The 25,550-nt window shown below is 65.9% G+C and carries 23 protein-coding genes; 12 read left to right on the forward strand and 11 right to left on the reverse strand.

Annotated elements, in window-relative coordinates; translation table 11 throughout:
* Positions 1–5: 5 nt before the first annotated feature.
* Entirely contained in the window at positions 6–935 is a 930-nt protein-coding gene (prmB, locus tag B5X78_RS01910) for a 50S ribosomal protein L3 N(5)-glutamine methyltransferase (protein ID WP_079722793.1), read from the reverse strand.
* A gap of 136 nt (positions 936–1,071) precedes the next feature.
* On the opposite strand from prmB, the gene B5X78_RS01915 reads away from it, so the two are divergent.
* Both B5X78_RS01915 and asd read left to right on the forward strand, forming a co-directional pair.
* Positions 1,072–1,725, forward strand: a complete 654-nt coding sequence (locus B5X78_RS01915) for an SCO family protein (protein ID WP_079724383.1) — start codon at positions 1,072–1,074, stop codon at positions 1,723–1,725.
* Entirely contained in the window at positions 1,722–2,567 is an 846-nt protein-coding gene (gene asd, locus B5X78_RS01920; protein WP_079722794.1) for an archaetidylserine decarboxylase, read from the forward strand. The genes B5X78_RS01915 and asd overlap by 4 nt, the downstream gene beginning before the upstream one ends.
* On the opposite strand, the gene B5X78_RS01925 is transcribed toward asd, so the two are convergent.
* From B5X78_RS01925 to B5X78_RS01935, 3 genes are read right to left on the reverse strand one after another with little or no spacing between them, the layout of a single operon-like run.
* Positions 2,540–3,733: a M50 family metallopeptidase gene (locus B5X78_RS01925; RefSeq protein ID WP_079722795.1), complete on the reverse strand. Its 1,194-nt coding sequence runs from the start codon at positions 3,731–3,733 to the stop codon at positions 2,540–2,542. The genes asd and B5X78_RS01925 overlap by 28 nt on opposite strands.
* Before the next feature lie 41 nt (positions 3,734–3,774).
* Positions 3,775–4,470, reverse strand: a complete 696-nt coding sequence (locus B5X78_RS01930) for a lysoplasmalogenase (protein WP_229730994.1) — start codon at positions 4,468–4,470, stop codon at positions 3,775–3,777.
* A 4-nt stretch (positions 4,471–4,474) separates the two neighbouring features.
* A complete protein-coding gene (locus B5X78_RS01935) occupies positions 4,475–6,067 on the reverse strand; it encodes a transglycosylase SLT domain-containing protein (RefSeq protein ID WP_079724385.1) in 1,593 nt (530 codons plus the stop codon).
* Between the two features lie 136 nt (positions 6,068–6,203).
* Here B5X78_RS01935 and B5X78_RS01940 point away from each other — a divergent pair, with 136 nt between their 5' ends.
* Positions 6,204–7,706: a helicase HerA-like domain-containing protein gene (locus tag B5X78_RS01940; RefSeq protein WP_079722796.1), complete on the forward strand. Its 1,503-nt coding sequence runs from the start codon at positions 6,204–6,206 to the stop codon at positions 7,704–7,706.
* A gap of 16 nt (positions 7,707–7,722) precedes the next feature.
* Positions 7,723–8,220 carry a transcription elongation factor GreB gene (greB, locus tag B5X78_RS01945; protein ID WP_079722797.1) on the forward strand — a complete coding sequence of 166 codons (498 nt, stop codon included), beginning with the start codon at positions 7,723–7,725 and terminating at the stop codon, positions 8,218–8,220.
* Here the strand turns inward: greB and B5X78_RS01950 are convergent.
* Together B5X78_RS01950 and rimO are read right to left on the reverse strand one after the other, a co-directional pair.
* Positions 8,196–8,609 (reverse strand): hypothetical protein, encoded by a 414-nt coding sequence (locus B5X78_RS01950; RefSeq protein ID WP_079722798.1) that lies wholly within the window; start codon positions 8,607–8,609, stop codon positions 8,196–8,198. The two genes, greB and B5X78_RS01950, sit on opposite strands and share 25 nt — an antisense overlap.
* Positions 8,610–8,929: 320 nt before the next feature.
* A complete protein-coding gene (rimO, locus tag B5X78_RS01955; protein ID WP_079722799.1) occupies positions 8,930–10,276 on the reverse strand; it encodes a 30S ribosomal protein S12 methylthiotransferase RimO in 1,347 nt (448 codons plus the stop codon).
* Between the two features lie 161 nt (positions 10,277–10,437).
* Here rimO and B5X78_RS01960 point away from each other — a divergent pair, with 161 nt between their 5' ends.
* On the forward strand, positions 10,438–11,115 hold the full coding sequence (locus B5X78_RS01960) for a dienelactone hydrolase family protein (protein ID WP_079722800.1): 678 nt from the start codon (positions 10,438–10,440) through the stop codon (positions 11,113–11,115).
* Positions 11,112–11,525: an HIT domain-containing protein gene (locus B5X78_RS01965; protein ID WP_079722801.1), complete on the forward strand. Its 414-nt coding sequence runs from the start codon at positions 11,112–11,114 to the stop codon at positions 11,523–11,525. The genes B5X78_RS01960 and B5X78_RS01965 overlap by 4 nt, the downstream gene beginning before the upstream one ends.
* A gap of 180 nt (positions 11,526–11,705) precedes the next feature.
* On the opposite strand, the gene dcd is transcribed toward B5X78_RS01965, so the two are convergent.
* A complete protein-coding gene (gene dcd, locus B5X78_RS01970; RefSeq protein WP_079722802.1) occupies positions 11,706–12,272 on the reverse strand; it encodes a dCTP deaminase in 567 nt (188 codons plus the stop codon).
* Between the two features lie 89 nt (positions 12,273–12,361).
* Positions 12,362–13,222 (reverse strand): iron-sulfur cluster carrier protein ApbC, encoded by an 861-nt coding sequence (apbC, locus tag B5X78_RS01975; RefSeq protein ID WP_079722803.1) that lies wholly within the window; start codon positions 13,220–13,222, stop codon positions 12,362–12,364.
* A gap of 411 nt (positions 13,223–13,633) precedes the next feature.
* Here apbC and B5X78_RS01980 point away from each other — a divergent pair, with 411 nt between their 5' ends.
* From B5X78_RS01980 to rnfB, 6 genes are all read left to right on the forward strand, one after another.
* On the forward strand, positions 13,634–16,498 hold the full coding sequence (locus B5X78_RS01980) for a TonB-dependent receptor plug domain-containing protein (RefSeq protein WP_079722804.1): 2,865 nt from the start codon (positions 13,634–13,636) through the stop codon (positions 16,496–16,498).
* Between the two features lie 316 nt (positions 16,499–16,814).
* Entirely contained in the window at positions 16,815–17,570 is a 756-nt protein-coding gene (locus tag B5X78_RS01985) for a polysaccharide deacetylase family protein (RefSeq protein ID WP_079722805.1), read from the forward strand.
* A 10-nt stretch (positions 17,571–17,580) separates the two neighbouring features.
* The gene (locus B5X78_RS01990) at positions 17,581–18,654 is read left to right on the forward strand and encodes a glycosyltransferase family 4 protein (RefSeq protein WP_079722806.1); all 1,074 of its coding nucleotides are present in this window, start codon (positions 17,581–17,583) and stop codon (positions 18,652–18,654) included.
* A gap of 98 nt (positions 18,655–18,752) precedes the next feature.
* Positions 18,753–19,196 carry a DUF2147 domain-containing protein gene (locus B5X78_RS01995; RefSeq protein ID WP_079722807.1) on the forward strand — a complete coding sequence of 148 codons (444 nt, stop codon included), beginning with the start codon at positions 18,753–18,755 and terminating at the stop codon, positions 19,194–19,196.
* A gap of 109 nt (positions 19,197–19,305) precedes the next feature.
* Entirely contained in the window at positions 19,306–21,474 is a 2,169-nt protein-coding gene (metG, locus tag B5X78_RS02000) for a methionine--tRNA ligase (protein ID WP_079722808.1), read from the forward strand.
* A 30-nt stretch (positions 21,475–21,504) separates the two neighbouring features.
* The gene (rnfB, locus tag B5X78_RS02005; RefSeq protein ID WP_079724386.1) at positions 21,505–21,957 is read left to right on the forward strand and encodes an Rnf electron transport complex subunit RnfB; all 453 of its coding nucleotides are present in this window, start codon (positions 21,505–21,507) and stop codon (positions 21,955–21,957) included.
* On the opposite strand, the gene B5X78_RS02010 is transcribed toward rnfB, so the two are convergent.
* The 3 genes from B5X78_RS02010 to B5X78_RS02020 are packed head-to-tail and all read right to left on the reverse strand — an operon-like array spanning position 21,940 to position 25,492.
* Positions 21,940–23,535, reverse strand: a complete 1,596-nt coding sequence (locus B5X78_RS02010; protein ID WP_079722809.1) for a tetratricopeptide repeat-containing sulfotransferase family protein — start codon at positions 23,533–23,535, stop codon at positions 21,940–21,942. The two genes, rnfB and B5X78_RS02010, sit on opposite strands and share 18 nt — an antisense overlap.
* 3 nt (positions 23,536–23,538) lie before the next feature.
* A complete protein-coding gene (locus B5X78_RS02015; RefSeq protein ID WP_139381352.1) occupies positions 23,539–24,510 on the reverse strand; it encodes a TraB/GumN family protein in 972 nt (323 codons plus the stop codon).
* Positions 24,511–24,523: 13 nt separating this feature from the next.
* A complete protein-coding gene (locus B5X78_RS02020) occupies positions 24,524–25,492 on the reverse strand; it encodes a DUF1684 domain-containing protein (RefSeq protein WP_079722811.1) in 969 nt (322 codons plus the stop codon).
* Between the last annotated feature and the right edge of the window lie 58 nt (positions 25,493–25,550).

Below are 25,550 nucleotides of genomic sequence, written 5' to 3' on the forward strand. Positions count from 1 at the left end.
TCCTGTTAGCGGCGGGCGTCGGCCAGAGCGCGGATGCGGGCGTTGTGCTTGATCAGGTCCGCGCATTCGACCGCGAAGATGCCCATCTGCCCCACCTTGAATTCGATCCAGGCGAATTCGACTTCCGGCAGCAGCCGCACCAGTGCGTGTTCGGATTCGCCGACTTCGCAGATCAGCAGGCCTTCCTGGCTCAGATGCAGCGGCGCGTCGCGCAGGATTTTCAGCACCAGATCCAGGCCATCGTCACCAGCGCGCAGGCCCAGTTCGGGCTCGTAGGAATATTCCTGCGGCAGCGCGTCGGTTTCGTCGTTGGTGACGTAGGGCGGATTGGTGACGATCAGATCGTAGTGGCGGCCGCTCAGGCTACCGAACAGATCCGACTTGAGCAGGGTGACGTTATCGGCGTGCAGGCGGATTTTGTTCTCGCCGGCCAGCGCCAGCGCGTCATCGCTGATGTCCACGCCGTCCACTTGCCAGTCCGGGTTGTAGTGGCCCATGGCGATGGCGATGCAGCCCGAACCGGTGCACAGGTCCAGCGCGCGGTTGACCTCGCGGCCGCCCAGCCAGGGCTCGAAGCCGCTTTCGATCAGCTCGGCAATCGGCGAGCGCGGCACCAGCGCGCGCGCATCGGACTTGAAGCTGAGGCCGGCAAACCAGGCTTCGCCAGTCAGGTAGGCCACCGGCACGCGCTCGGCCACGCGGCGATCGAACAACGCCAGCACCTTGGCCTTCTCGGCACGGGTCACGCGCGCCTGGCCGTAGGCCGGCCCCAGATCCGGCGGCAGGTGCAGGGTATGCAGCACCAGGTGCGTGGCCTCGTCGATGGCGTTGTCGTAGCTGTGGCCAAAGGTCAGCCCGGCTTCGTTGAAGCGGCTGGCGCCGTAGCGGATCAGGTCGATGAGGGTGTGCAGTTCGTCGGCTGCGTCGGCAGTCATGGCGGTCAGCTTGGGGGAAGCGGAATTGGATTCGGGGCCGATTATAGGCGCTGAACAGGGACCGCGCCGGTATCATGTCCGGTCCGCGATGCTGGCCCCGCGCCAGCCTGCCGCACTCTTCGAGGCCTCTGCCCCCATGTTCAACAAGAAAGTCGGGATCATCCTGCTGCTCGCCCTGGCCGCTGGCCTCGGCCTGCTGGCCGCGCAGAAATTCTTCGGCCCGGCCACCCCGGTGCAGGCTTGGCCGGCCACGCGCGCGGTCACCCTGTTCCCGCAGGCGCGGCCCCTGCCGGCGTTCTCGTTGCGCCAGTCCGATGGCACGCAACTGGCCGACGGTGAGCTGAAAGGCCATTGGACGCTGGTGTTCCTGGGCTTCACCTTCTGCCCCGATGTCTGCCCGACCACGCTGGCCGAGCTGGCGCAGGCACAGAAGCCGTGGCAGGCCATGCCCGAGTCGATCCGCCCGCGCGTGCTGTTCGTGTCGGTGGACCCGGATCGCGACACCCCGGCCAAGATTGGCGAGTACGCGCATGCGTTTCATCCGGACACGCTGGCCGCCACGGCGGATCTGCCCACGCTGGAAAACTTCGCCAAGTCGCTGGGCTTTGTCTTCATGAAGGTGCCGGGCAAGCACTTCGACGAGAATCCCGACGACTACAGCATGGATCACTCCTCCAACATCGCCGTGCTGGATCCGCAGGGCCGCATGGTCGGCATGATCCGGCCGCCGTTCAAACCCGCCGACATCGCCGCCGATCTGCAGGCGCTGACCGAGACCACCGCCAAATGAGTCTGCTGACCCAACTGACCTATGTGCTGCCGCATCGCTGGCTGTCCTCGCTGGCGCGCAAGCTGGCGTATTCCACCTCGCCGGCGGTCAAGCAGTGGTTGATTGATGCGGTGGTCAAGCGCTTCGGCGTGGATCTGAATGAAGCCGCGCAACCGGACCCCACCGCCTACCCCAGCTTCAATGCGTTCTTTACCCGCGCGCTCAAGCCGGGCGCGCGCGTGGCCGATGCCGACCCACGCACGCTGCTGATGCCGGCCGACGGCCATATCAGCCAGTGCGGACCGATCCAGGACGGCCGCATCTTCCAGGCCAAGGGCCAGGGATTCACCGCCGCCGAACTGCTGGGCGATGCCGCCGACGCCGAGCCGTTCCGCAATGGCCTGTTCGCCACGGTGTATCTGTCACCGCGCGACTACCACCGCGTGCATATGCCCTGGACGGGCACGCTACGCGAGACCGTGCATGTGCCCGGCCGGCTTTTCAGCGTCGGCACCGCCGCGGTGGCGCATGTGCCCGGCCTGTTCGCGCGCAACGAACGGCTGGTCTGCCATTTCGACACCGACTTCGGCCCGATGGTGTCGGTGATGGTCGGCGCGCTGCTGGTCTCCGGCGTGGAAACCGTGTGGAGCGGCGAAGAAATTCCTGCCTACGGTGATCGCATCCAGCGCAAGGATTATCGCGGCAAGGGCATCATCCTGGAGCGCTTCGCCGAGATGGCGCGCTTCAACTACGGCTCCACCGTGATCGTGCTGCTGCCACCGGGCGTGGCCGAGTTGGACCCGGCCCTGCATGCGGAGTCGCCGGTGCGCTTGGGTCAGGCGCTGGCCAAGCGGGTCGATTGAGGCGCTGCCCCCTCCGCGCACATCGCGCGGATGTGCTGGGCCAGACGGGCTTCGCATATTGCGACCGAGCGTTCCCGGCTGTTCTCTGCCAGTAGACGGGCCCGGTCCAGCAACGACTCCATGCGGGTGGCATCACCCGCCAGCGCCGCCGCCAGCGCCTGACAGCGTGGGCGCAGCTGCGGCGAGGTCCATTCGGTGTCGCGATCGCGCGGCAGCGTGATTTCGAAATGCGCATCCCGTTCGCGCATGGCCCAGGCAAACGCCAGTTCGTAGCGCAGCAACGAGGTCAGCCCGTGCACGTTCTTGCGCATTGCCGGCGGCACGGCCGATTCGATGCGCGCCTGCTGCTCGCCCTGGGCAATCGCCGCATTCCAGTCGCCGTCCAGCTGCGCCAGTTTCATGCGCAGCAGGCAGGCGAGCAGCTGACCTTGCGGTCCCAGCGTCGCCACCTCGTCGACCAGCCCGGGCGGAAAGTCTTCGCCGGCAACGGAACAGGCGATCGTGCGGGTAATCGGATCCGGCAAGGCATGCTTGTCCGCGCGCAGCACCTGCAGTATTTGCAGTCCATCACTGATGGCGGGCCGCTCGTACGGCAACAGGTTGGCGACGGCCAGGCAGACATTGAGCACGGCGAACGCCATCAGGCTCGCGCCCAGCGCGCTCTCGTCCACGCCCGCCGCCAGCGCCAGCACGAAAGCCAGCAGCGCCGCCATGCCGTTGGCCAGTGCGCCGCCGGCCAGCACCCAGAGAAGGCGAGCGCCCAACCGCATGCCAACCGGCGGTGCCGCGTAGACATAGCCGAGCCGTCCGGACGTGCGCGGCGCCCAGCGCAGCTTGAAGCCGCGGCGCAGAAACAGGATGTCGATGCGTCCCCATGCCATCCGCAGCAGGGTCATGCCGGTCCATCGAGCCATGCAGGCATGGCCCACCTCATGCACGACCACGGAGATCCACAGCATGACCAGCAGGCCCATCACGCCGAGGAAGAAGGTCTGGCGAGCCGACAAGGCCAGATCCAGCGAGACGATCACCACCAGTGATGCGCCCACGTAGCACAGACAGGCCAGCCAGCCGCACAGGCGCAACAGCCAGGCGGGAGCCGGTGGGCGTGGTGCGGCGGTGGTAACCACGGGCGCTGTCAGCGCGCCGGCATCCTGCTCGTTCATTGGCTTCCCCCAAGCCAAGGTCCAGCGCGCAGGCTATTACGTTACGGCGGTGGCGCAAAGTCCCCGTCACGCGTGACGCTGACGGAGCGCGCGATGCTCCACTGCGCCAGCCAGTACGTCGCCAGCACCCACGCCGCCGCATGCGGGATCGGCGAGGCGAACCTGTCGATGGCCAGCAGGGCATCGGAGACCACGAAGAACAGGCCACCCCAGGCGGCGGAACGCGCGGCAATGCCGGGCCGCGCATGGAATACGCAGGCCGCCTGCGCCGCCATCGCGGCCAGCGCGATGACATACACCGCGACTGGCGCCTTCAGTTCACCCGGCACATGCGGCCACAGATAAGCCAGCACGCCTCCGGCAATCAGCACGTAACCCAGCAGCGGCAGCACCGGCTTGAACCACGCCCCGCGCGAGCGCAACGCACGCAGATAAGCCAGATGCGCGAGCAGGAAACTGCCCAGGCCGAAGGCGAACCAGTCCCCGGGCAGCATCAGGAACACATCGCCCAGCAGCGACAGCAGCAGCCCGATCAACACGGCCCTGCGATACACCGGCTCATGCGCCGGCAAGCGCCACACCATCAGCGCAATCAGCAGCGTGGTGAGTGGTTTGAAAAGATAGTGCAGGCCGAGCAGGCCCACCGCTTCGGCGCCCAGGATCGCCAGCAAGGCGCTGATGCCGACCAAGGGCCGCCACCACATGAACTTACGGGAGCGGGCGGCCAGGTCGGTCATGGGGTTATTTCCTGCAGCTGGTCAGGGTGATCTGCTGTCCCGGCTTGACGTTGTACGCCGGTCCCTTGATGCCGTTGCTCTTGGCCAGTTGCTTGAGATCGCACTGGTAACGCTGCGAGATGCGGCCGAGTGTATCGCCCTTGGCGACGCGATAGTCGCGCGCCTGCTTGGCCTTGGGCTGCGCCGGCTTGGGGTCACCGGTGGCCACGGTGGTCGGCACGCCTTCGACCGGGGTGACATCGCCCACCGCCACCACCCCGGGCAGCGCACTGCGCTTGATCGCCGCGTTGGGATCGGCACGTACCAGGGTGCGCGCCAGATCCGCACGCGGACCGCTGACGCAGTAGCGGTTGTACAGGGCCACAATCTTGTTATTGGCGCGCAGCGAAGTGCCGGCGGAAATCCAGGCTTCGGCCTCGTAGCGCGGGTTGAGGTTGCGCAGGGTACGCATGAAGCCATCGCGGGTGCCGCCGTTGCCCAGGCAGATGGTCAGCTCGTAAATCGAACTGTCACGGCTCAAGCGCAGCGTGGCCGGCTGCACATTGACCTTGGGAAATTCCAGGCCGTACTGCTTGGGATGCAGGAACAACCAGGCCGCCGCGATCACCATCGGCACGTAGTCACGGGTTTCGCCGGGGAACTGCGCGTACACCACGTCATCCCAGAAGCTGCGGCCCGGATACTGCCGGTAGACACGACCGGCGCGGCCTTCGCCACCGTTGTAGGCAGCCAGGGCGAACTCGATGTTGTTGTTGAGTTCGCGCATGCGCTCATTCATGTAGGCGGCGCTGGCTTCGCCGGCCGAACCCGGGTCGTAGCGCGTATCGAAGCCCGTGCCATCCGGCCCCAGGCCGAAGCGGCGGCCGGTGTGGTACATGAACTGCAGCGGCCCGGCGGCGCCGGCTCGCGAGGTGGCGTGCACGCGGCCGTTGGATTCCTTGGCCATGATGCCGAACAACAGCGCCTCGGGCAGTTTGCTGCGCTCCCAGTCCGGATACATCTCGGCGCGCATGTTCTGGTAGTTCTCGTAGCTGGTGATCAGCGCCGGGCGCATGTCGGTGAGCCAGCGGCGGATGCCCGCCTGCACGGCCGGGTTGTATTCGACCATCTTGTCGAAGGCATGGCGCTGATCATTGAGCAGGTAGGCGGCGCGTTCGGCTTCGGGAATTTGCGGAGCAGCCTGTGCGCCGGCCTGGGTGTGATCGCTGCCGTCGTCGAACGGATCCACGGACACGTCCTCGCCTTCATCACCCATGCCGTCGTCATTGGCGTCGACGGTGTCCTTGAGCAGGCGCTTGTAGGTGGCCAGCAGCGTATGCGCCTGGCAGCCGCGCTGCTTGTAGCAGGCGTCCAGCACGTCCTCCATGTCTTCCAGCGCGGCGTCGGTCTCGGCTTTGCCCTTGACGTCGCTGTTGGCCACCAGGCGCAGGCCGTCGCGGTAGCGCTTCTCGGCTGCGGCCATGCGCGTGTTCAGGCCTTCTATGGCGGCCTGGTCTCGCGCCGATACGCGCTGCGCCCAGGCCGGGGCGGTGGACAACAGGGACAGCGCCAGGATCGACAACGACCCGACGAGCAAGCAGGATTTCGATACGGACATCAGCAAGCAGCACGGCGAAAACGGGAAGCTGGCAGGGTACCGGCCCGATGCAGGCAGGGGCAAGCCACGCCGGTCACGCTCCGCCCACCGGTTCACACCGCTAGAATCGCGCCATCGACGCGAGCAAGGCAATCACATGGATCCGATTCTGTTGGGCAAGGGCATCACTGACGATGTGGCGGTAGTGCTGCAACCGAAGTTCGGCAACCGCCACGGGCTGGTGGCCGGCGCCACCGGCACCGGCAAGACGGTGACCCTGATGACCCTGGCCGAAGGCTTCTCGCGCCTGGGCGTGCCGGTGTTCCTGGCCGACGTCAAGGGCGACGTGGCCGGGCTGGCGGTGGCCGGCGACGGCAACGAGAAGGTGCTGCAGCGCGCGCAGGACATTGGCGTGAGCGACTACGCGCCGGCAGCCAACCCGGTGGTGTTCTGGGATCTGTGGGGCCAACGCGGCCACCCGGTGCGCACCACGGTCAGCGAGATGGGCCCTACCCTGCTCGCGCGCATCCTGGAATTGAACGACACCCAGTCGGGCGTGCTCGACATCGTGTTCAAGCTGGCCGATGACCGCGGCCTGTTGCTGCTGGATCTGGAAGACCTGCGCGCCCTGCTCGGCCTTGTGGCCGATGAGCGCAAGGACATTTCCACCAGCTACGGCCTGGTCAGCGCGCAGTCGATTGGCGCCATCCAGCGTTCGCTGCTGCGACTGGAACAGGAAGGCGGCGAACAGTTCTTCGGCGAGCCCGCGCTGGAACTGGTCGACCTGATGCGCACCAGCCTGGATGGCCGCGGGGTGATCAACATCCTCGCCGCGGATCAGCTGATTCTCAAACCGCGCCTGTACTCCAGCTTCCTGCTGTGGCTGTTGTCGGAGCTGTTCGAGACCCTGCCGGAAGTGGGCGATCTGGACAAACCCAAACTGGTGTTCGTGTTCGACGAGGCGCATCTGCTGTTCGACGACGCGCCGGCCGCGCTGCAGCAGCGCATCGAACAGGTGGTGCGTCTGATCCGTTCCAAGGGCGTGGGCGTGTACTTCTGCTCGCAGTTCCCCGATGACGTGCCGGACAACATCCTCGGCCAACTGGGCAATCGCGTGCAGCATGCGCTGCGTGCGTTCACCCCGCGTGATCAGAAAGCAGTGAAAACAGCGGCGGAAACCTTCGTGCCCAATCCCAAGCTCGACGTGGCCAAGGCGATCTCGCAGCTGGGCACCGGCGAAGCGCTGGTCTCCACCTTGCAGGACAAGGGCGTGCCGGCGCCGGTGCAGCAGACCCTGATTGCGCCGCCGCGTTGCCGGATGGGCGCCATCCAGGATGCCGAGCGCCAGCAGGTGCGTGGCAACAGCCCGGTCGGCGGCAAATACGACACCCGCGTGGATCGCGAATCGGCTGCCGAGCTGCTGGCCAAGCGCGCCGACGCCACCTTGCAGGCGGCCAATGCGCCCAAGGCCAAGACCGCCGAGGAAGATCCCGATGCCGGCGGCTTTGGCCAGTCGGTCAAGGACGCGGTGTTTGGCACCAAGCGTCGCCAGGGCATGGTCGAAACCATGGCCAAGCAGACCGCGCGCACGGTGGGCAACCAGCTGGGCCGGCAGATTCTGCGCGGGATCATGGGCAGCATCTTCGGCGGCAAGCGTTGAACAGCGGAGTCGTTTGATGTCGCGTTGGCGTCCCCCGGGTGAGAAGAGCACGGCGTTGATCACCCGCGAGGGGCATGACCGGCTGAAGGCGGAACTGGATGATTTGTGGCGCGTGCGGCGTCCGGACGTGGTCAAGGCGCTGGCGGCCGCGGCAGCCGAGGGGGATCGCTCCGAGAACGCCGAGTACACGTATCGCAAGAAGCAGCTGGGCGAAATCGATCGGCGCGTGCGCTACTTGAGCAAGCGGCTGGAAGCGCTGCGGGTGGTGGACGCGGCGCCGAGCGATGCGGAAGCGGTGTTCTTTGGTGCGCGCGTGGAGGTGGAGAATGTCGCCACCGGCGAAACCGCGAAGTACCGCATCGTCGGTCCGGACGAAACCGATGCCGGCAAAGGCTGGATCAGCATCGACTCGCCGCTGGCGCGGGCGATGCTGAAGAAACGCGTTGACGATGAGTTCGAAGCACAGCTGCCGGGCGGTTTGACCCGCTTCTACGTCGTCGACGTCGCGTACTGAATCGCGACGGGGGTCTCCGGTTCATCCGGTCCGGCGTCCCCTTCCGCCGGTTTGCCCACACCTGCGTGCAGATCCAGCATCACCGCTGCGGGCGGCACTGCCGCCGGCCGGCTGCGCATGATGCGTGCGCGCAACGATGGCGGCATCCGCGAACGTGCATGCCTGACCGCATGCGAATGATGGATGGCACCCACGTGCTGCAGCAGGTGATAGCCGGAACGGCGATCGAGCAGGAGGTAGCCCGGGCCTTTGATGGCGGATTCGATGAGCGTCTTGCCCCGGATGCCTGCGGTCTCGATCACGTTGACGTCGGCGGCTGGCGGATGGCCGTCATCGTCGTCGGCGTATACGAGGTAGCCGCCACCCAGAGGCGCAACGCGTACTCTCATCGTGGGAATCCGTCCTCGGCCCTTGCGGGCTGGGAATCAGACCCCTGCATACCACGTCGGGCAGTGAGTGCGAAGTGAGGCGACGACGACGCGACACGCGGAAGCGTTGACGGTCGTCTCAGAAACGAGCTGACGCATGCATCCCGCGAGCGTCCTGCCCCCATCCCAACCTTCCCCCGCAAGCGGGAGAAGGAGCCAAAAAGCGCATCACCGCATGTCCCTTCCCCCGCTTGCCGGGATGGAGCCAGGAAGCGCATAACCGCATGTCCCTTCCCCCGCTTGCGGGGGAAGGTGCCCCGCAGGGGCGGATGAGGGCGCTCTTAAACGACCGGCAGCGCCTGCTTGATCACCGCATCGCCAAACAAGTCGTGCTCGTCACTCTCGGTGATCTCCACGTCGACGAACTGGCCCGGCCTGAGCCCTGCTTCGGCGCCATTCTGGATATGCACCAGGCCATCGATCTCCGGCGCATCGGCCGACGAGCGAGCCACCGCGATATCGTCTTCGATCAGGTCCACCAGGCAGCGCTGCACGGTGCCGATCTTGGCTTCCAGGCGTGCCGCGGAAATCGCCGCCTGCTTTTCCATGAAGCGGGCCAGGCGCTCCTGCTTCACTTCTTCCGGCACCGGATCCGGCAGTGCATTGGCGGCCGCACCGTCCACCGGCGAGTAGGCAAAGGCGCCGACGCGATCCAGCTGCGCCTCGTCGAGGAAATCGAGCAACGATTCGAACTCGGCTTCGGTCTCGCCGGGGAAGCCGACAATGAAGGTCGAGCGGAGGGTCAGGTCCGGGCACATGGCTTTCCAGCGCTGCACGCGTTCCAGGGTCTTGTCGACCGCACCCGGACGCTTCATCAGCTTGAGGATGCGCGGGCTGGCGTGCTGGAACGGGATGTCCAGGTACGGCAGGATTTTGCCTTCCGCCATCAGCGGAATCACGTCGTCCACGTGCGGATACGGGTAGACGTAATGCAGGCGTGTCCACGCGCCCAGTTCGGACAGGCCTTCGCACAACGCCTTCATGCGGGTGGCGTAAGTCCGGTCACGCCAGGTGCGCTCGGCGTACTTCAGGTCCACGCCGTAGGCCGAGGTGTCCTGCGAGACCACCAGCAGTTCCTTGACCCCGCCCTTGACCAGGCGCTCGGCTTCGCGCAACACCTCGTCGACCGGGCGCGAGACCAGGTCGCCACGCATCGAGGGGATGATGCAGAAGCTGCAACGATGATTGCAGCCTTCGGAAATCTTCAGATACGCATAGTGACGCGGGGTCAGCTTGAGGCCGTAGTCCGGCACCAGGTCCAGGAACGGATCGTGCTTGGGCGGCAGCGCGGTGTGCACCGCTTCCATCACGCTCTGGTAGTCCTGCGGGCCGCTGATCGACAGCACCTCCGGATGCGCTTCGCGGATCTGCTCGGGACGCTTGCCCAGGCAGCCGGTGACGATGACCTTGCCGTTTTCCGCCAACGCTTCACCAATCGCATCCAGCGATTCGGTCACCGCCGCATCGATGAAGCCGCAGGTGTTGACCACCACCACGTCGGCATCCTGGTAGGTGGGCACGATGTCGTAGCCCTCCACGCGCAGCTGGGTGAGGATGCGTTCGGAGTCGACCAGGGCTTTCGGGCAGCCGAGGCTGACGAAGCCCACTTTGGGGTTCTGCAGGGACATGGGGCGGGCTGGGCGCGAAGACGCGGCGCTGGCGAGGGGCGCGAATTATACCCTCCCGCTCCGGCCCGCTCTGACCCGGGCGTTCAGGCGCGCGCTCATGACGGTGCGGCGTCCGGCGATGGGCGACAATGCCCGTCCCCGACTTGAAGGAGCCGCCGCCCATGGGCCAGTGGATTGATCTGCATACCGCACGCGGCAGCGTCCAGGCGTGGCAGGCCCTGCCGGAGGGCGCGCCGCGCGGCGGCCTGGTGGTGGTCCAGGAAATTTTCGGGGTCAACCCGCACATCCGCTCGGTGGCGGACCGCTATGCCGAGGCCGGCTATGCGGTGCTGGCGCCGGCCTTTTTCGATTTGTTGGAACCGGGCACTGAACTGCCCTACGACAAATCCGCCCATGATCGCGGCCGCGAACTGGTCAACACAATCGGGCTGGATGCGGCGCTGGACGTGGTCTCGACCGCGGCGCTCGAGCTGGCCTCGGCCGGCAAGGTCGGCGTCGTGGGCTACTGCTGGGGCGGCTCGGTGGCCTTCCTGTCGGCGCTCAAGCTGGGCCTGCCCAGCGTCAGCTACTACGGCGCGCGCAACAAGCCTTTCCTGGAAGCGATGCCCGCCGGTTCCGCACCGCTGGCGCCGGTGATCTTCCACTTCGGCGATCACGACACTTCGATTCCGCCCGAGGTGGTGCAGCTGCATCGCGACAAGCTGCCGGATGCTCCCGTCTACACCTACCCCAGCGGACACGCGTTCAATCGCGATGTCAGCCCGGACATCTACGATGCCGAGAGTGCGAAGCTGGCCTTGTCGCGCAGCCTGGAATTCTTCGCGGAGCAGTTGCGATGAGCCACGGCGACTTCGAACTGGATCCGCGCCTGGCCACCGACAGTGTGTTCATCGCCGACGGCCCGCTGTCGCAGGTGCGACTGATGGATGATCGTCGTTACCCCTGGCTGGTGCTGGTGCCGCGCGTGGCCGGCGTGAGCGAATGGCTGGATCTGGACGGTGGCCAGCAGCGCCTGCTGTTGGCGGAGATCAACCAGGCCGGCGCCTTGATCCGCGCGCAGGCCGGCGTGGAAAAACTCAACATCGGCGCGCTCGGCAACATCGTGCGGCAACTGCATGTGCATCTGGTCGGCCGGCATGCAGGTGATGCTTCCTGGCCGGGACCTGTGTGGGGCGCGGGGAGTGCGCAGCGGTTTGATGGTGAGGCGCTGGCCCAAGAAGTCGAGCGCTGGCGGATCGCGTTGCGCTGAAGGGTCTGGCGGTTTTTCTGTTGGGCTATCGCGAGCGTCTTGCCCCCACCCCAGCCTTCCCCCGCAAGCAGGGGAAGGAGCAAAGCTTGGCTTCCACGAGCGGAAGGGAGCTAGTCCCTTCCCCCGCTTGCGGGGGAAGGTGCCCCGCAGGGGCGGATGAGGGCAACCGCGCCGCCGGACTCAGGTCTTGGGCAGCGTAACGCCGGTCTGTCCCTGGTATTTGCCGCCGCGATCCTTGTACGAGGTTTCGCAGACTTCATCGGACTGGAAGAACAGCATCTGCGCCACGCCTTCGTTGGCGTAGATGCGCGCCGGCAGCGGCGTGGTGTTGCTGAATTCCAGGGTCACGTGGCCTTCCCACTCCGGCTCGAGCGGGGTCACGTTGACGATGATGCCGCAGCGCGCGTAGGTGCTCTTGCCCAGGCAGACCACCAGGGTGTCGCGCGGGATGCGGAAGTATTCCACCGTGCGCGCCAGCGCAAACGAGTTGGGCGGGATGATGCAGACATCGGATTCGATGTCGACAAAGCTGCCCGGATCGAAATGCTTGGGATCGACAATCGTCGAGTTGATGTTGGTGAACACCTTGAACTCGCGCGAGCAGCGCACGTCGTAGCCGTAGCTGGAGGTGCCGTAGCTGACGATGCGCTCGCCGTTGACGGATTTGACCTGCCCGGGCTCGAACGGCTCAATCATGCCGTGCTGCTCGGACATGCGTCGAATCCAACGGTCGCTCTTGATGCTCATGCAGGGTTCCTGGAGGGCCGGTGCGGCCGAAAGACGTATTGTAGGGGTGCGCGCGCCCTGCCCGGAACCGGGCCGGACGCGGCGGGGCTTCACAGCAGGGACGAAAGAATCGAGGACTTGGCGCGCGGACGCTTGTCCAGTTCCACCGCCAGCGCGCGCGCCGCGGCGCGATAGGCCTGGGCCGCAGCCGATTCCGGCGCCGCCACCACCACTGGCTGGCCGGCGTCGCCCTGTTCGCGGATGGCGATGTCCAGCGGCAGCGCGCCGAGCAGGGCCACGCCGTATTGGGCGGCCATGCGTTCGCCGCCGCCCTGGCCGAACAGGTGTTCGCTGTGGCCGCAGTTCGAGCAGGTATGTACGGCCATGTTCTCGATCACACCCAGCACCGGCACTTCCACCTTCTCGAACATCTTCAGCGCCTTGCGCGCATCCAGCGTGGCGATGTCCTGCGGGGTGGTGACGATGACCGCGCCGGCGACCGGAATCTTCTGCGCCAGGGTCAGCTGGATGTCGCCGGTGCCCGGGGGAAGATCGATCAGCAGGTAATCCAGATCACCCCACAGGGTGTCGTTGAACAACTGCATCACCGCCGAGGTGGCCATCGGCCCGCGCCAGATCATCGGCGTGTCCTGGTCCACCAGCAGGCCGATCGACATCGCTTCCACGCCAAAGGCGCGCATGGGTTCGATGGACTTGTTGTCGGGGCTGTCCGGGCGGCCGGACAGGCCGAGCATGGCAGGAATGCTGGGGCCGTAGACGTCGGCATCGAGCAGGCCTACGCGCGCGCCTTCGGCGTGCAGGGCCAGGGCCAGGTTGACCGCGGTGGTGGATTTGCCCACCCCGCCCTTGCCGGAACCGACGGCGATGACATTGCGGACGCGGGGTGACGGGGAAAGCGTGCCTTGCACGGCATGGGCGGGCACGCGCCCGCTGGGGAAAGTGGCTTGCATGGGGGCTTTAGGCGGAAGACGAAACGCGCGGACTACATGCGCAAGGGCGCCAGTTTAGGCGATGTCGCCACCGGGCCTTTGATGTGGATCAGCCACGAAGGTGAGTTCAAGACACAGCGTTGGCACGTGCTGTCGGCGATGAAGGCGCCGTCCTGGGCGACGCGGAGCCCTGGAGATTGCGTCTGCCCCGCTGGTCCAGCGAAGCGGAAATCCCTTGCACAGCAGTCAGTTGCAAACGAAACCAACACATTCTTGAATCCTGGCTGACCCTATTGGCCCTGTTTAGTAACGTCAATTACGAGTTCAGTTAAACGCATGTTAATTTCACGTTTCACGGATGCAAAGCCATGCGGCCGTGCTGAAGGAACAGCGCTCCGACCGCGCCAAAACACTGTTTCCAGGAAGTACCCCATGCACGTCAATACTCTCAAGCGGAGCCGCCTGGCGGTCTCGCTGATGGCCGCGTTGTTGGCCCCCGCCGCGTTCGCCCAGGACGCCGCCCCGGCCCCCGCCGAAGACGCCACGAATCTGGACAAGGTGACCGTCACCGGTTCCCTGATCCCCAAGACCCAGCTGGAGAACTTCACTCCGGTCACCACCATTTCGGCCGAAGACATCAAGGCGCGCGGTTTCACCAGCGTCGCCGATGTGCTGCAGAAGTCCTCGTTCTCCACTGGCGGCGTGCAGGGCGGCCAGAGCTCGGCCTCGTTCACCCAGGGCGCCGAGACGGTCAGCATGTTCGGCCTGGATCCGGGCTATACCAAGTACCTGATCGATGGTCGGCCGATGGCCAACTATCCGGCCCTGTACAACGGCAGCGACACCTTCAACAACATCAGCGGCATTCCGATCGATCTGGTCGAGCGGATTGAAATCCTGCCCGGTGGACAGTCCTCGCTGTACGGCTCGGACGCCATCGCCGGCGTCATCAACATCATCCTGAAGAAGAACATGGAAGGCGGCGCGCTCAGCGTGCGCGGCGGCGCCACCAGCGATGGCGGCGGCGACAGCTTCCGCGTCAGCCTGGCCAAGGGTTTCGTCGGCATGGACGGTCGCCTGAATGTGCTGGCCGGCATCCAGGCCGAGACCAAGGATCCTATCTGGGGTTACCAGCGGGATCTGACCAAGCAGTACAACACCCACGGCTACTCGGCGCCGGTGGCCGGCCGCGACTTCCTGGTCAACGGCTACAGCAACTTCGCCGCCGAAGGCTTTGCCAATCCGGACAACTACGGCTATGTGTTCGCCGATCCCAACAACTGCGCCAACACCACCGGTCAATTCGGCGGCAGCACCGGCCTGCGCGAGCGTGCCGGCTTTGGCCAGTACTGCGGTTCGTTCCTGAGCCCGGGTTACCGCACCATCGCCAACGGCAAGGACGCGGCACAGGTTTACACCCACGCCACCTTTGACGTGAGCGACACCTTCCAGCTGTACGGCGACCTGCTCTACAGCCACGAGGAAACCGAGTACAACGTCGGTGCCGGCTACACCTGGTGGGGCACCAGCGCCAAGTACGGCTACTACTACGATCCGGATCTGGACGCGCTGGTGAACCTGCAGCGCGGCTTCGCCCCGGAAGACGTGGGTGGCCAGGGCTTCCGCGACATCAACAGCACCGACAAGAGCGACTCCTACTCCATCACCTTCGGTGGCAAGGGCACCTGGGGCGCGTGGGATTACGACCTGAGCGCAAGCCGCACCGAGTACCGCCTGAAGGAACGCAGCTGGGCGCGCTGGAACGATCCGATCAACGCCTACTTCGAAGAGCACGTGCTGGGCCCGGATCTGGGTCCGGATCCGGTGTATGGCGCCTTCCCGACCTTCCGTCCGGACTATGCGGCGTTCTACCAGCCGATCAGCCCGGCCGATTTCGCCAGCTTCTCCGGCTTCACCAACACCAAGAGCAAGACCTGGGACAACATGCTGCGCGCGCAGTTCACCAACAGCGCGTTGTTCACCCTGCCGGGCGGCGACGCCGGCCTGGCGGTGGTGGTGGAAGGCGGCAACCAGGGCTGGGACTACTCGCCGGATCCGCGCCTGATCCCCGACCCGGTCACGCTGGAATCGGAAGTCTGGGGCACCACCTCGGTCAGCGGCGCCGGCCATCGCACGCGCTATGCGGTGACCAGCGAACTGCGCCTGCCGGTGTGGGAACCGCTGACGGTCACGCTGTCCGGCCGCTATGACGCCTTCGACGCCTATGGCAATACGGTCGACAAGCCGACCTACAGCATCGGCCTGGAATACCGCCCGGTCGAAAGCCTGCTGCTGCGCGGCAAGTACGGCACGGCCTTCCGCGCACCGACCCTGTCCGACACCTTCCAGGGCATCAGCGGCTACTACGACTCGGTCACCGACTACACCCGTTGCGCCGATGCTGGCTTCCTGCCCGGCAATACCGACCAGTGCGACTACGACTCCGAGCAGTTCTTCGGCACGCAGTCGGGCAATCCGGATCTGGAGCCGATCACCGCCGATGTCTGGAACGTGGGCGCGGTGTGGGCGCCGACCCGCAACCTGTCGATGTCGCTGGACTACTTCTCGTGGGACATCCGCAACGAAGTCGACCTGCAGAGCGCCGACCAGTTGTCGCTGCTGGAGTACTACTGCAACAGCGGCCAACTGGATGCCGGTTCGCCGAGCTGCCAGAACGCGCTGAGCTGGATTACGCGTGACACCAACGGTGCGATTGAAAGCATCTACACGCCCAAGGTCAACGTGGCCAAGCAGAAGCTGCGCGCGATCACCGCCAGCGTGAACTACATGGTGGACGTGGGCAGCTTCGGCAGCCTGTCGTTCGCCGGCAACTACACCAACACGCTGGACCACACCGTGACCCCGCTGCCGGGCGATCCGGAAATCGATCTGCTGCGCGATCCGTACTACATGTGGGTCTACGACGCGTATGCGAAGACCCGTGCGGACCTGTCGGTGGCCTGGGCCAAGGACAAGTGGACCACCACCGTCTACGCCAACCGCCTGGGCAAGACGCCCAACTACCAGGCCTACACCGGTCGCAGCTTCGACTTCGTCAACAGCGCGGGCGCCAAGGCCGGCTGGTGGGCGCCATACATCACCTACAACATGAGCGTGAACTACGCGGCGTTGGACAACCTGGAGTTCTCCTTCATGGTCAACAACGTGCTGGACAAGACCCCGGAAAACCAGGCCAGCAACTTTCCCGGCACCGAAAGCGAGCCGTACAACAGCAATGTGTACAACGCCTACGGTCGTTCGTTCTTCGTGGAAGCGCGCTACAAGTTCGGCCAGTAAGCCCGGTCGGCAAGCCATCGAAGTGTGACGAAACCCCGCCGCAAGGCGGGGTTTCTTTTTGCGCAGTCCGCTGCCCGGCGCGCTTGCCGGGGCGGGCATCGCGGCCCGGCACTACCTCACATTTCAACTTCATCAAGTTTCGTAATGGGCACGGGCCCTGCCGTCCTGCCATGACGGATGCAGGCACGGATCCGAATGCAAGCGGATTTCAGCCGTTCGACTGTGAAATCGACTCACAACGCGCGCGGCAGGTTCATGGTCAGGCCGGCGTGGCGATTCGACCATCGCGGACCTTTCCTCCCGCCCGTCATCGTCCATGTCCGCGCCGCGCAACGCCGATACGCCTCCCGCTACGGCCATTCCGATCCTGATGTACCACAACATCGCGCGGCCACCGCGCGAGCTGCGCTCGCACCGCAGTCTGTACGTGCAGCCATCCTCGTTCGCACGACAGATGTGGCTGCTGCGGCGCCTGGGCTACCAGGGCATGTCGATGGATCGGGCCATGCCCTACCTGCGTGGCGATCTGCACGGCCGGGTGGCGGTGATCACGCTCGACGACGGTTACCGCGACAACCTGCAACACGCACTGCCCGTGCTGCAGGCGCACGGCTTCAGCGCCACCTGCTACGTGGTCAGCGACGCGGTCGGCCGCTTCAACACCTGGGATGCCAGCCTGCTGCGCGTGCACAAGCCGCTGATGACGATCGCCCAGTTGCGTCACTGGCAGGAAGCCGGAATGGAAGTGGGCGCGCATACCCGGCGCCATCCGCATCTGACCCGCTGCAGCGATGCGCAGCTGGATGAGGAAATCCTCGGTGGCCGCGAGCTGCTGCAGGATCTGCTGGGCAGTGCGATTACCCAGTTCTGCTACCCCTACGGCGACGTCGATGATCGCGTGGTGGCGCGGGTGAAGGCGGCCGGATTCGCCGCCGCCACCACCACCCGTCGCGGACGCGCCCGTGGCGGCGATGACGCCTGGCGGCTGCCGCGCGTGCCGGTGAGCTATCGCCACCTGTTGCCCAGCTTCGCCTTGCGCGTGCTGACCGATTACGAAGCCGGTCGAAGCTGAGGCATAGCCCATGAAGTTCCTGTTTGTGGGTTCCTCGCCGGATCACGGCGGTGCGGAAGTGCATTTCACCGCGCTGGCGCAGGCGCTGCAGGAACAGGGCCATGGCGTGGAAGCGATGGTGGATCCGCGTGGCTTCATCGCAGCGGAACTGGCCCGTGCCAACGTGCCGCTGCATCGGCGACGCTTCCGCAATGTGATCGATCCCTGTGCACATGCGCGCCTGCACCGCGCCATCCGCGACTTCAGGCCTGATGCCTTGATTGGCAATTTCGGCAAGGACTACTGGCCGTTGGTGCTGGCCGGGCGGATGGCCAAGGTGCCGGTGGCGCTGTTCCGCCACAGCGTGACCGCACTCAATCCGCTGTCCAGCCGCTGGCTGCCGCGGCTGGCGCATTCGTATTTCGCGGTCTCGCACTATGCGCGTGCTGTGTATGCCGACCACGGCATGGATGCCCAGTGCGTGCAGGTGCTGCACAACCCGGTGGATGTGAGGCGCTTCCAACATGCCGAACAGGTGCGCGCCCAGGTGCTGGCGGAGCTGGATATTCCGCAGGACGCAATCGTCGTCGGTTACTGCGGGCGGATGCGCAGCAAGGGCATCTACACGTTGCTGGAGGCTTCGGCCCTGGCGATGGCGCGCGATCCGCGCGTGCATTGCCTGTGGGTGGGCGAAGACGGCGGCGGTGAGCTGCGCTCGGCCGCCGCCTTCCTGCCGCATGCGGATCGCCACCGCTTCACCGGCCTGGTCGACGATACCGAGCGCTACTACAGCGCCTTCTCGATGCTGGCCTTTCCCTCGCTGGCGCCGGAGACCTTCGGCCGCGTATCGATCGAAGCGCAGGCCTGCGGCATCCCGGTGCTGGGCAGTGACATCGGCGGGGTGCCCGAAACCCTGATCCCCGGCAGCAGCGGGCTGCTGTTGCCGCCGGGCGATGCGCGCGCCTGGAAGCGCGGCATCCTGGCGTTGTGCGACCCGGCCGCCCGCGCGGCCATGGCGGTCGCCGGCCGCGCCTTTGTCGAGCAACGTTTCAGCTATCCGGTGATCGCCGGTCAGCTGGTGGCGCGGATGCAGGCCGGCCGCTGAAGCCACGCTTCCCCTCCCTTCCATACTCCAGCGGATGCGGTATAAAGATCACATTCCCGGGCCTGCCCGGATTCAATCAAACTCCCTGGGAGGGGAACATGCGCAAGATTCTGACCACCGCCCTGCTGGCCCTGCCGCTGCTGGCCGCTTCGCTGGGGGCGTCCGCCGCCGATGCTGCGGTGGGTCGCTGGAAAACCATCGATGACAAGACCGGCAAGGTCAAATCTATCGTCGAGATCTACCCCACCACCAATGGCTCGCTGGCCGGCAAGGTCGTGGAAGTGCTGAGCTCGGATCGCGGCCCCAATCCGGTCTGCGACAAGTGCGATGGCGAGCGCAAGAACAAGCCGGTCAAGGGCATGGTGATCCTGTGGGGCCTGAAGGCCGACGGCGCCAACGAATGGGCCGGCGGCACCATCCTGGATCCGGCCAACGGCAAGACCTACAAGTCGAAGATGGAACTGCAGGCCGGTGGCCAGAAGCTGGACGTGTCCGGCTGCATCGCCTTCATCTGCCGCGCGCAGACCTGGCAGAAGGAATAAAGCGCGCAGCGCCCTCCGGTGCCAGACCAGCCCCGCGGCGTGGACCACGCCGCGGGGCTTTGTTTTTGGCACATGCGATAATCCCCGGTCTTTCCGCAGTCGGTCTGCCATGAATCACCCCGCGCTTGTCACCACCGCCCTGCCCTACGCCAACGGCCCGCTGCACCTGGGTCATCTGGTGGGCTACATCCAGGCCGATATCTGGGTACGCGCCCGCCGCCTGGCCGGCCGTACCGTCCATTTCGTCTGCGCGGATGACACCCACGGCACGCCGATCATGCTGGCGGCGGAGAAGGCCGGAGTCAGTCCGGAAGCCTTCATCGCCGGCACCCAGGCCAGCCACGAGCGCGACTTCGCCGCCTTCGGCGTAGCCTTCGATCATTACGACTCGACCCACTCGCCGACCAATCGCGCGCTGACCGAGGCCTTCTATACCGCGCTGGAGAAGAACGGCCACATCGGTCGCCGCAACGTGGCGCAGTTCTATGATGCCGCCAAGGGCATGTTCCTGCCCGACCGCTACATCAAGGGCACCTGCCCCAATTGCGGCACGCCGGACCAATACGGCGACAACTGCGAAGTGTGCGGCGCCACCTACGCACCCACCGACCTGAAAGAGCCGCGCTCGGTGCTGTCCAACACCACCCCGGAGATGCGCGACTCCGAGCATTTCTTCTTCGAAGTCGGCCAGTTCGAAGGCTTCCTGCGCGGCTGGCTGGCCGGCGACGTGGCGCTGCCCGGCGTCAAGGCCAAGCTGATGGAGTGGCTGGATGCCGAAGGTGGCCTGCGCGCCTGGGACATCTCGCGTGACGCGCCCTACTTCGGTTTCGAAATCCCCGGCCAGCCCGGCAAGTATTTCTACGTCTGGCTGGATGCGCCGATCGGTTACCTGAGCAGCTTCAAGATCCTGTGCGAGCGCGAGGGCATCGATTTCGACGCCTACCTGCGCGCCGGCAGCGACGCCGAGCTGCACCATTTCATCGGCAAGGACATCGTCAACTTCCATGGTCTGTTCTGGCCGGCGGTGCTGCACGGCAGCGGCCATCGCGCGCCGACGCGCCTGCACGTCAATGGCTACCTGACCGTGGACGGCGCCAAGATGTCCAAGTCGCGCGGCACCTTCGTGATGGCGCGGACCTTCCTGGACGTGGGCCTGGAGCCGGAAGCACTGCGTTACTACTACGCGGCCAAGTCCTCGGGCGGCGTGGACGATCTGGATTTGAACCTGGGCGACTTCATCGCCCGCGTCAATGCGGATCTGGTGGGCAAGTACGTCAACCTCGCAAGCCGGTGTGCCGGTATCGCCAGCAAGAATTTCGGCGGCCGCTTGAGCATCACGCCGCAACAACAGCAGCTCATCGCCGCTACCGTGGCTGCGGCGAGCGAGAACCTGCCGCCGCCGGGCGAAGCCAGCATGGAAGGCGACGCCATCGCCACCCTGGTCGCCGTCGCCGCGCAACTGCAGCGTGCGGTCAAGCACTATGAGCAGAACGACTTTGGCCGCGTCTGCCGCGAAGTGATGGCCGCGGCCGACAGCGCCAACGAATTCGTCGCGCGCACCGCCCCCTGGGCGCTGGCCAAGGATCCCGAGCGCGCTGCCGATCTGGGCATCGTGCTGTTTGCCGCGCTGAGCATGTTCCGCGACATCTCGATTGCGCTGCAGCCCATCCTGCCGGTCACCACGCGCAAGGCGCTGGCTTTCCTGTCGCTGGGCGAGCAGACACTGCCGTTCGCGAAGATCGGTGCGCACGCCTCGTTCCAGAGCATCGACATCACCGCCTATTCCGCCTTGTTCACCCGCATCGACCCGAAACTGATTGACGCCATGACCGACGCCTCGAAAGACACCCTGCAATCCGCACCCACCGCCGTCACGCCGGCAACGGCTGCCAAGCCGGTCAAGACCGAAGCGAAGGCCGAAGCGAAGTCGGACGCGGGCGCCAGCGAGTACATCGACATCGCCGACTTCGCCAAGCTGGATCTGCGTATCGGCCAGGTGCTGGTGTGCGAGTTCGTCGAAGGCTCGGACAAGCTGCTGCGCTTTGAACTGGATGCCGGCGAGTTGGGCAAGCGGCAGATTTTTTCCGGCATCCGCGCCAGCTATGGCGAGCCGGAAACGCTGGTCGGTCGCAAGGTGGTGTTCATCGCCAATCTGGCGCCGCGCAAGATGCGTTTCGGTCTGAGCGAGGGGATGATCCTGTCGGCGGGTTTCGACGGCGGCGCGCTGGCGCTGCTGGATGCCGACGCCAGCGCCCTGCCCGGCATGCCGGTTCGCTGATCGCGGCGCGTGATTGATCGATCCAGCGCGATGGCCACCGGCACCCTGCCCCTCGTCGAACGCCTGGATCGCTTGCTGCCGCAGACCCAATGCGGGCAATGCGGCTATGACGGCTGTCGGCCCTATGCGGAGGCGATGGCGCGCGGTGAAGCCGCCACGGACCATTGTCCACCGGGAGGTGATGAGGGTGCGCGCGCGTTGGCGCGTGTGCTCGGTACGCCGGTGCTGGCCTATGACCGATCGCGCGGGCTGCACAAGCCGCCGATGGTGGCGGTGGTGGTGGAAGCGGATTGCATCGGGTGCACCAAGTGCATCCAGGCCTGTCCGGTGGATGCGATCATCGGCGGGGCCAAGCACATGCATGTGGTGATTGATGCGCTGTGTACGGGCTGCGAGTTGTGCGTGCCGGCGTGTCCGGTGGATTGCATCGAGATGGAGCCTGCCCTGGCACGCCCCGACCTGACATCACGGGCTGTTCCATAGCTCGATGCCACCGGCCTGCAACAGGTCCTTGAGTGCCTGCAGGTGTTCTTCGTAGCGTTTCCATCTGTGCAGTGAGCTGCGGTAAATCGGTGAGCGCACCTGCACCGCGCTCGCGGTGGCCACGGGTGCGGTGTTGCGTTCGAAGGCCAGGCAGGCGTCGTCCCAGGGCAGTCCGCAGAAGGCGAGCAGCTGGCGGGTCGTGGCTTCCTGTGCTTCGACGATGTCCTCGTACGCGACTTCGAGAATCCGCCCGGGCAGGGCGCGTCGCCAGTGCGCCATGAGGCGGTCGAACTGCAGGTAGTAGCGACCGCAGTCGAGCAGGTCGAAGGAGTAGTCGTAGTTGGGCGATTCCAGGTTGAACAGCTGGCGGAAATTGTTGAAGCAGCTGTCCATCGGATCCCGGCGCAGGCAGATCATCCGCGCGTTTGGAAACACACGCGCAATGAAGCCGGCGTAGAGGAAGTTGTGCGGCAGTTTGTCGACGAAGTGCGGGGTGTGGCCGGTGCCGGGCCGGGTGCTGGCCAGGTAAGCCTGGCCGAGTGCGCGCCAGTCGATGCTGCGTCCGCGCAGTTGCAGCAGCACCTCGTGCAGCGAACGCGCGCGCAGGCCGGCTTGCGCCTGCACGGCCACGGCGAAATGGTTCAACTCGCCGGCCGAGTGCACGCTGCCGTGCGAGGACAGGATGCGATCCACCAGCGTGGTGCCGGTGCGCGGCAGGCCGAAGACGAATATCGGCTCGGCCGAATCGCTGCCGTCGGTGTCGGGCGGCGGCTCGGGGAATTGATCGATCACGGCCTGGAACATCGCCGCGTCCCGCGCACTGTCGTAATTGAGGCGGGTGCGCCACGCCGCCTTGCCCTGGCTCAGGTGTGCGAATGCCTGGCGCGGGTCGCCGAGATCATCGAACTCCTTCTCCAGCGCCATGTTCACGCACAAGGCGCCTTCGACGTCATTGCCGATCTGCGCGAGTGCGTTCTGCCAGCGCGCCACATGGTTGTCGGCCGGTGTCTGCCGGCGCAGTTGCGAGAGCGACAGGTAGGCCTTCCAGTAGCGCGGCTGCAGGCGCAGGCAGGCTTCGTATTCGCGCTCGGCGCCTTCGACGTCGCCAACGAAGGTCAGGGTCGCGGCGAGGTTGAAGCGCAGGCGCGGTTCGTTGGGCAGGCTGGCGACGCCGCGTTGGAAGGCTTGTGCGGCGCGTTCGGCTTCGTGTGCCTGGGTGTAGATGACGCCGAGGATGTCGAGCACCATCGGGTCATCAGGCTGGCCGTTGCTCAACGCCAGTGCGCGATCAGCTTCGGCCACGGCTTCGCGTTGGCGATGGATGGTGGCGAGCAGGCGGGCGAATTGGGCGGCGTAGTCGGCGCGTTCGGGATTGAGTCGGGTCGCCTGCGCCAGGTGTGCGTGCGCAGCGTCCATGCGCCGCAGTTGCAGCGCCGCCACGCCGGCGACGAAGTGCACGCCGGCATGTTGCGGAAAAGCGGCCGACAGCGGCTGCGCCAGCCGCAAGGCCCCCGCCCAGTCGCGCCGGTTGAGCGCGTCTACCGAAGCTCGGTAGATCCGGGCGGGGTCCTGGCTCATGACTCAGGGCTTGCAGGTCGAGCAGAGGCGCTCGACCTTGTATCCCTTGGCGCGCAGCTTTTCCACCACGCCATCGCTGCCGAGCAGATGCAACGCGCCGACCACCACCAGGGTGTTGTCGCGGCCCGGTTGTTTGAGCCGTTGCTCGATCTGCGGCAGCCAGTGGTTGTTGCGATCCACGTTGATGCGTTGATACAGGCGCGGGAATTCACGCTTGAGTTCCAACGCCGTTTCGCGCCAGATGAAATCGGCATCGCCGTTGCGCCAGGCGCGGTGCAGGCGTTCGGTGTATTCCGGGCCCTTGTCCGCTTCCTCCAGCGACTGCTTGACCAGCTGGCGCTGTTCCTGCGCATCCATGCCGTCGAGCAGGCCAATCTGCTCCGCCGCCTTTTCCAGGCCCATCGCAGGCTTGCCGGCCTTGCGCGCCTTGTCCATGAAGTGCTGATCCAGGCCCAGTTTCGGGTCCAGGCCCTGCTTGCTCATTTCCACCAGGCTGATGGTCAGGCCGACGAACCAGGTTTCGAACATCGACAGTGCTTCGGGCGGCATGGCATTGCGTTGACCCCAGGCCTGCAACTGCGTCCAGGTGTCGGTGCCCAGTTCGTTGGCCAGGCTGCTGCCGTCACGGCGCAATGCCGCTTCCATTATCGCCTTGCGCAACTCGGGCGATTCGGCTTCCTCGGGCGAGATTTCCAGCATCAGCGAGCTGGCGTCGGCAAAGGCGGCTTCGGCTTCCTTGGACAACGGATAGTCGGTGGCGCGCAGCATGTGGAACGAGCCGAGCAGATAGACCGCGTTGTCGGCATCGGACACCTTCCACAGCAACGGCACCGGAGGCACGTATGCCGCCTGCTGCGCCTGCGCGGCCTTCGCCTGCGTGGCAGCCGCCTTGGCGGCAGGAACCTGTGCGAAGGCCGGCACGGCCAACGCGACCAGCAGCATGCCTGCGACTCGACACTTCCAGGTGTGGCTCATCGGCAACGGCTCCTCAGGATTTCTTCTGCTTGGGCGGGAGGTATTGTTTCTCGCCGGCGGTGATGGCCAGGTCCAGCCGGTTTTCCGGCGGCGGCAAAGGACAGGTGGCGAACGGCGTGAACGCGCACGGCGGGTTGTAGGCCTGGTTGAAATCCAGCGTCACCTTGCCATCGACCGGCGCCGGCGCATCCAGGAAGCGCCCGGCCGGATAGCTGCCGTGACCGCTGGTGCGATCGGCCAGCACGAAGAACAACTCGCCGCCGGGTTCGCCCAGCGCTTCGAGCCGGTAGGTCTTGCCGTCGCGCTCGAACTCCACCGCGCCCGGATTGGGCGACGGCGTGACCACGCTGATGATATCCATGATCGGCAAGGTCTTGCCGGCCGGATGCGGAATGTAACGGGCCTGCACCTGCCAGCTCGGGTCAGCGTCCCAATAGCCGATGCCGGTGAACTGCAGGCGGCTGGGCGCATCGGCATGCTTGACCCGCAGATAGTGGCGATCGCCGCGCTCAATCACGCTGAGCAGGCCCTTGCCCTCGTCGAAGCCAATCACGCCGGGCGTCGGCTGGCGATCATCGGCCAGATCGATCGCCTTGGTCAGCGGCTCGCCATTGAAGGTCACTGGCACACCCTTTTCCGGAGTGAAGCGCACATGGCCCACGCCATCGGTGATCATGCCGAGCTTGTCCGGCCCCACCGCCAGGCGGATGCCGCTGCCGGGGCCGGTGCCGACGTAATGCGCCTTGAGCTGGATCTGGTGCAGCCCGACCAGGCTGGTCCAGCCATCCGGCCGCAGCAGATCATCGCGCCGTTGCGCGCGCCAGTCGTTCTGCGCGACCAGGAACGCCGGATCCAGTGCCGGCTTCTGCTCCGCGTGCTTGTTGTCGTCCTGCCCGCAGCCGGCCAGTACCGCGGCGATGCTTACCAGCAGCACCGCCAGCGTGGTCTGTTTCCGCCTGCTCGATGTTGTCGCTCGACTCATCCGCCTGCCCCATCCATTTCGTTCAAGGTCCATCGCCGCACCAGCGCGGCGTCCCCGG

This window comes from Pseudoxanthomonas indica (assembly GCF_900167565.1).
In the GTDB taxonomy this organism is placed as follows: Bacteria; Pseudomonadota; Gammaproteobacteria; order Xanthomonadales; family Xanthomonadaceae; genus Pseudoxanthomonas_A; species Pseudoxanthomonas_A indica.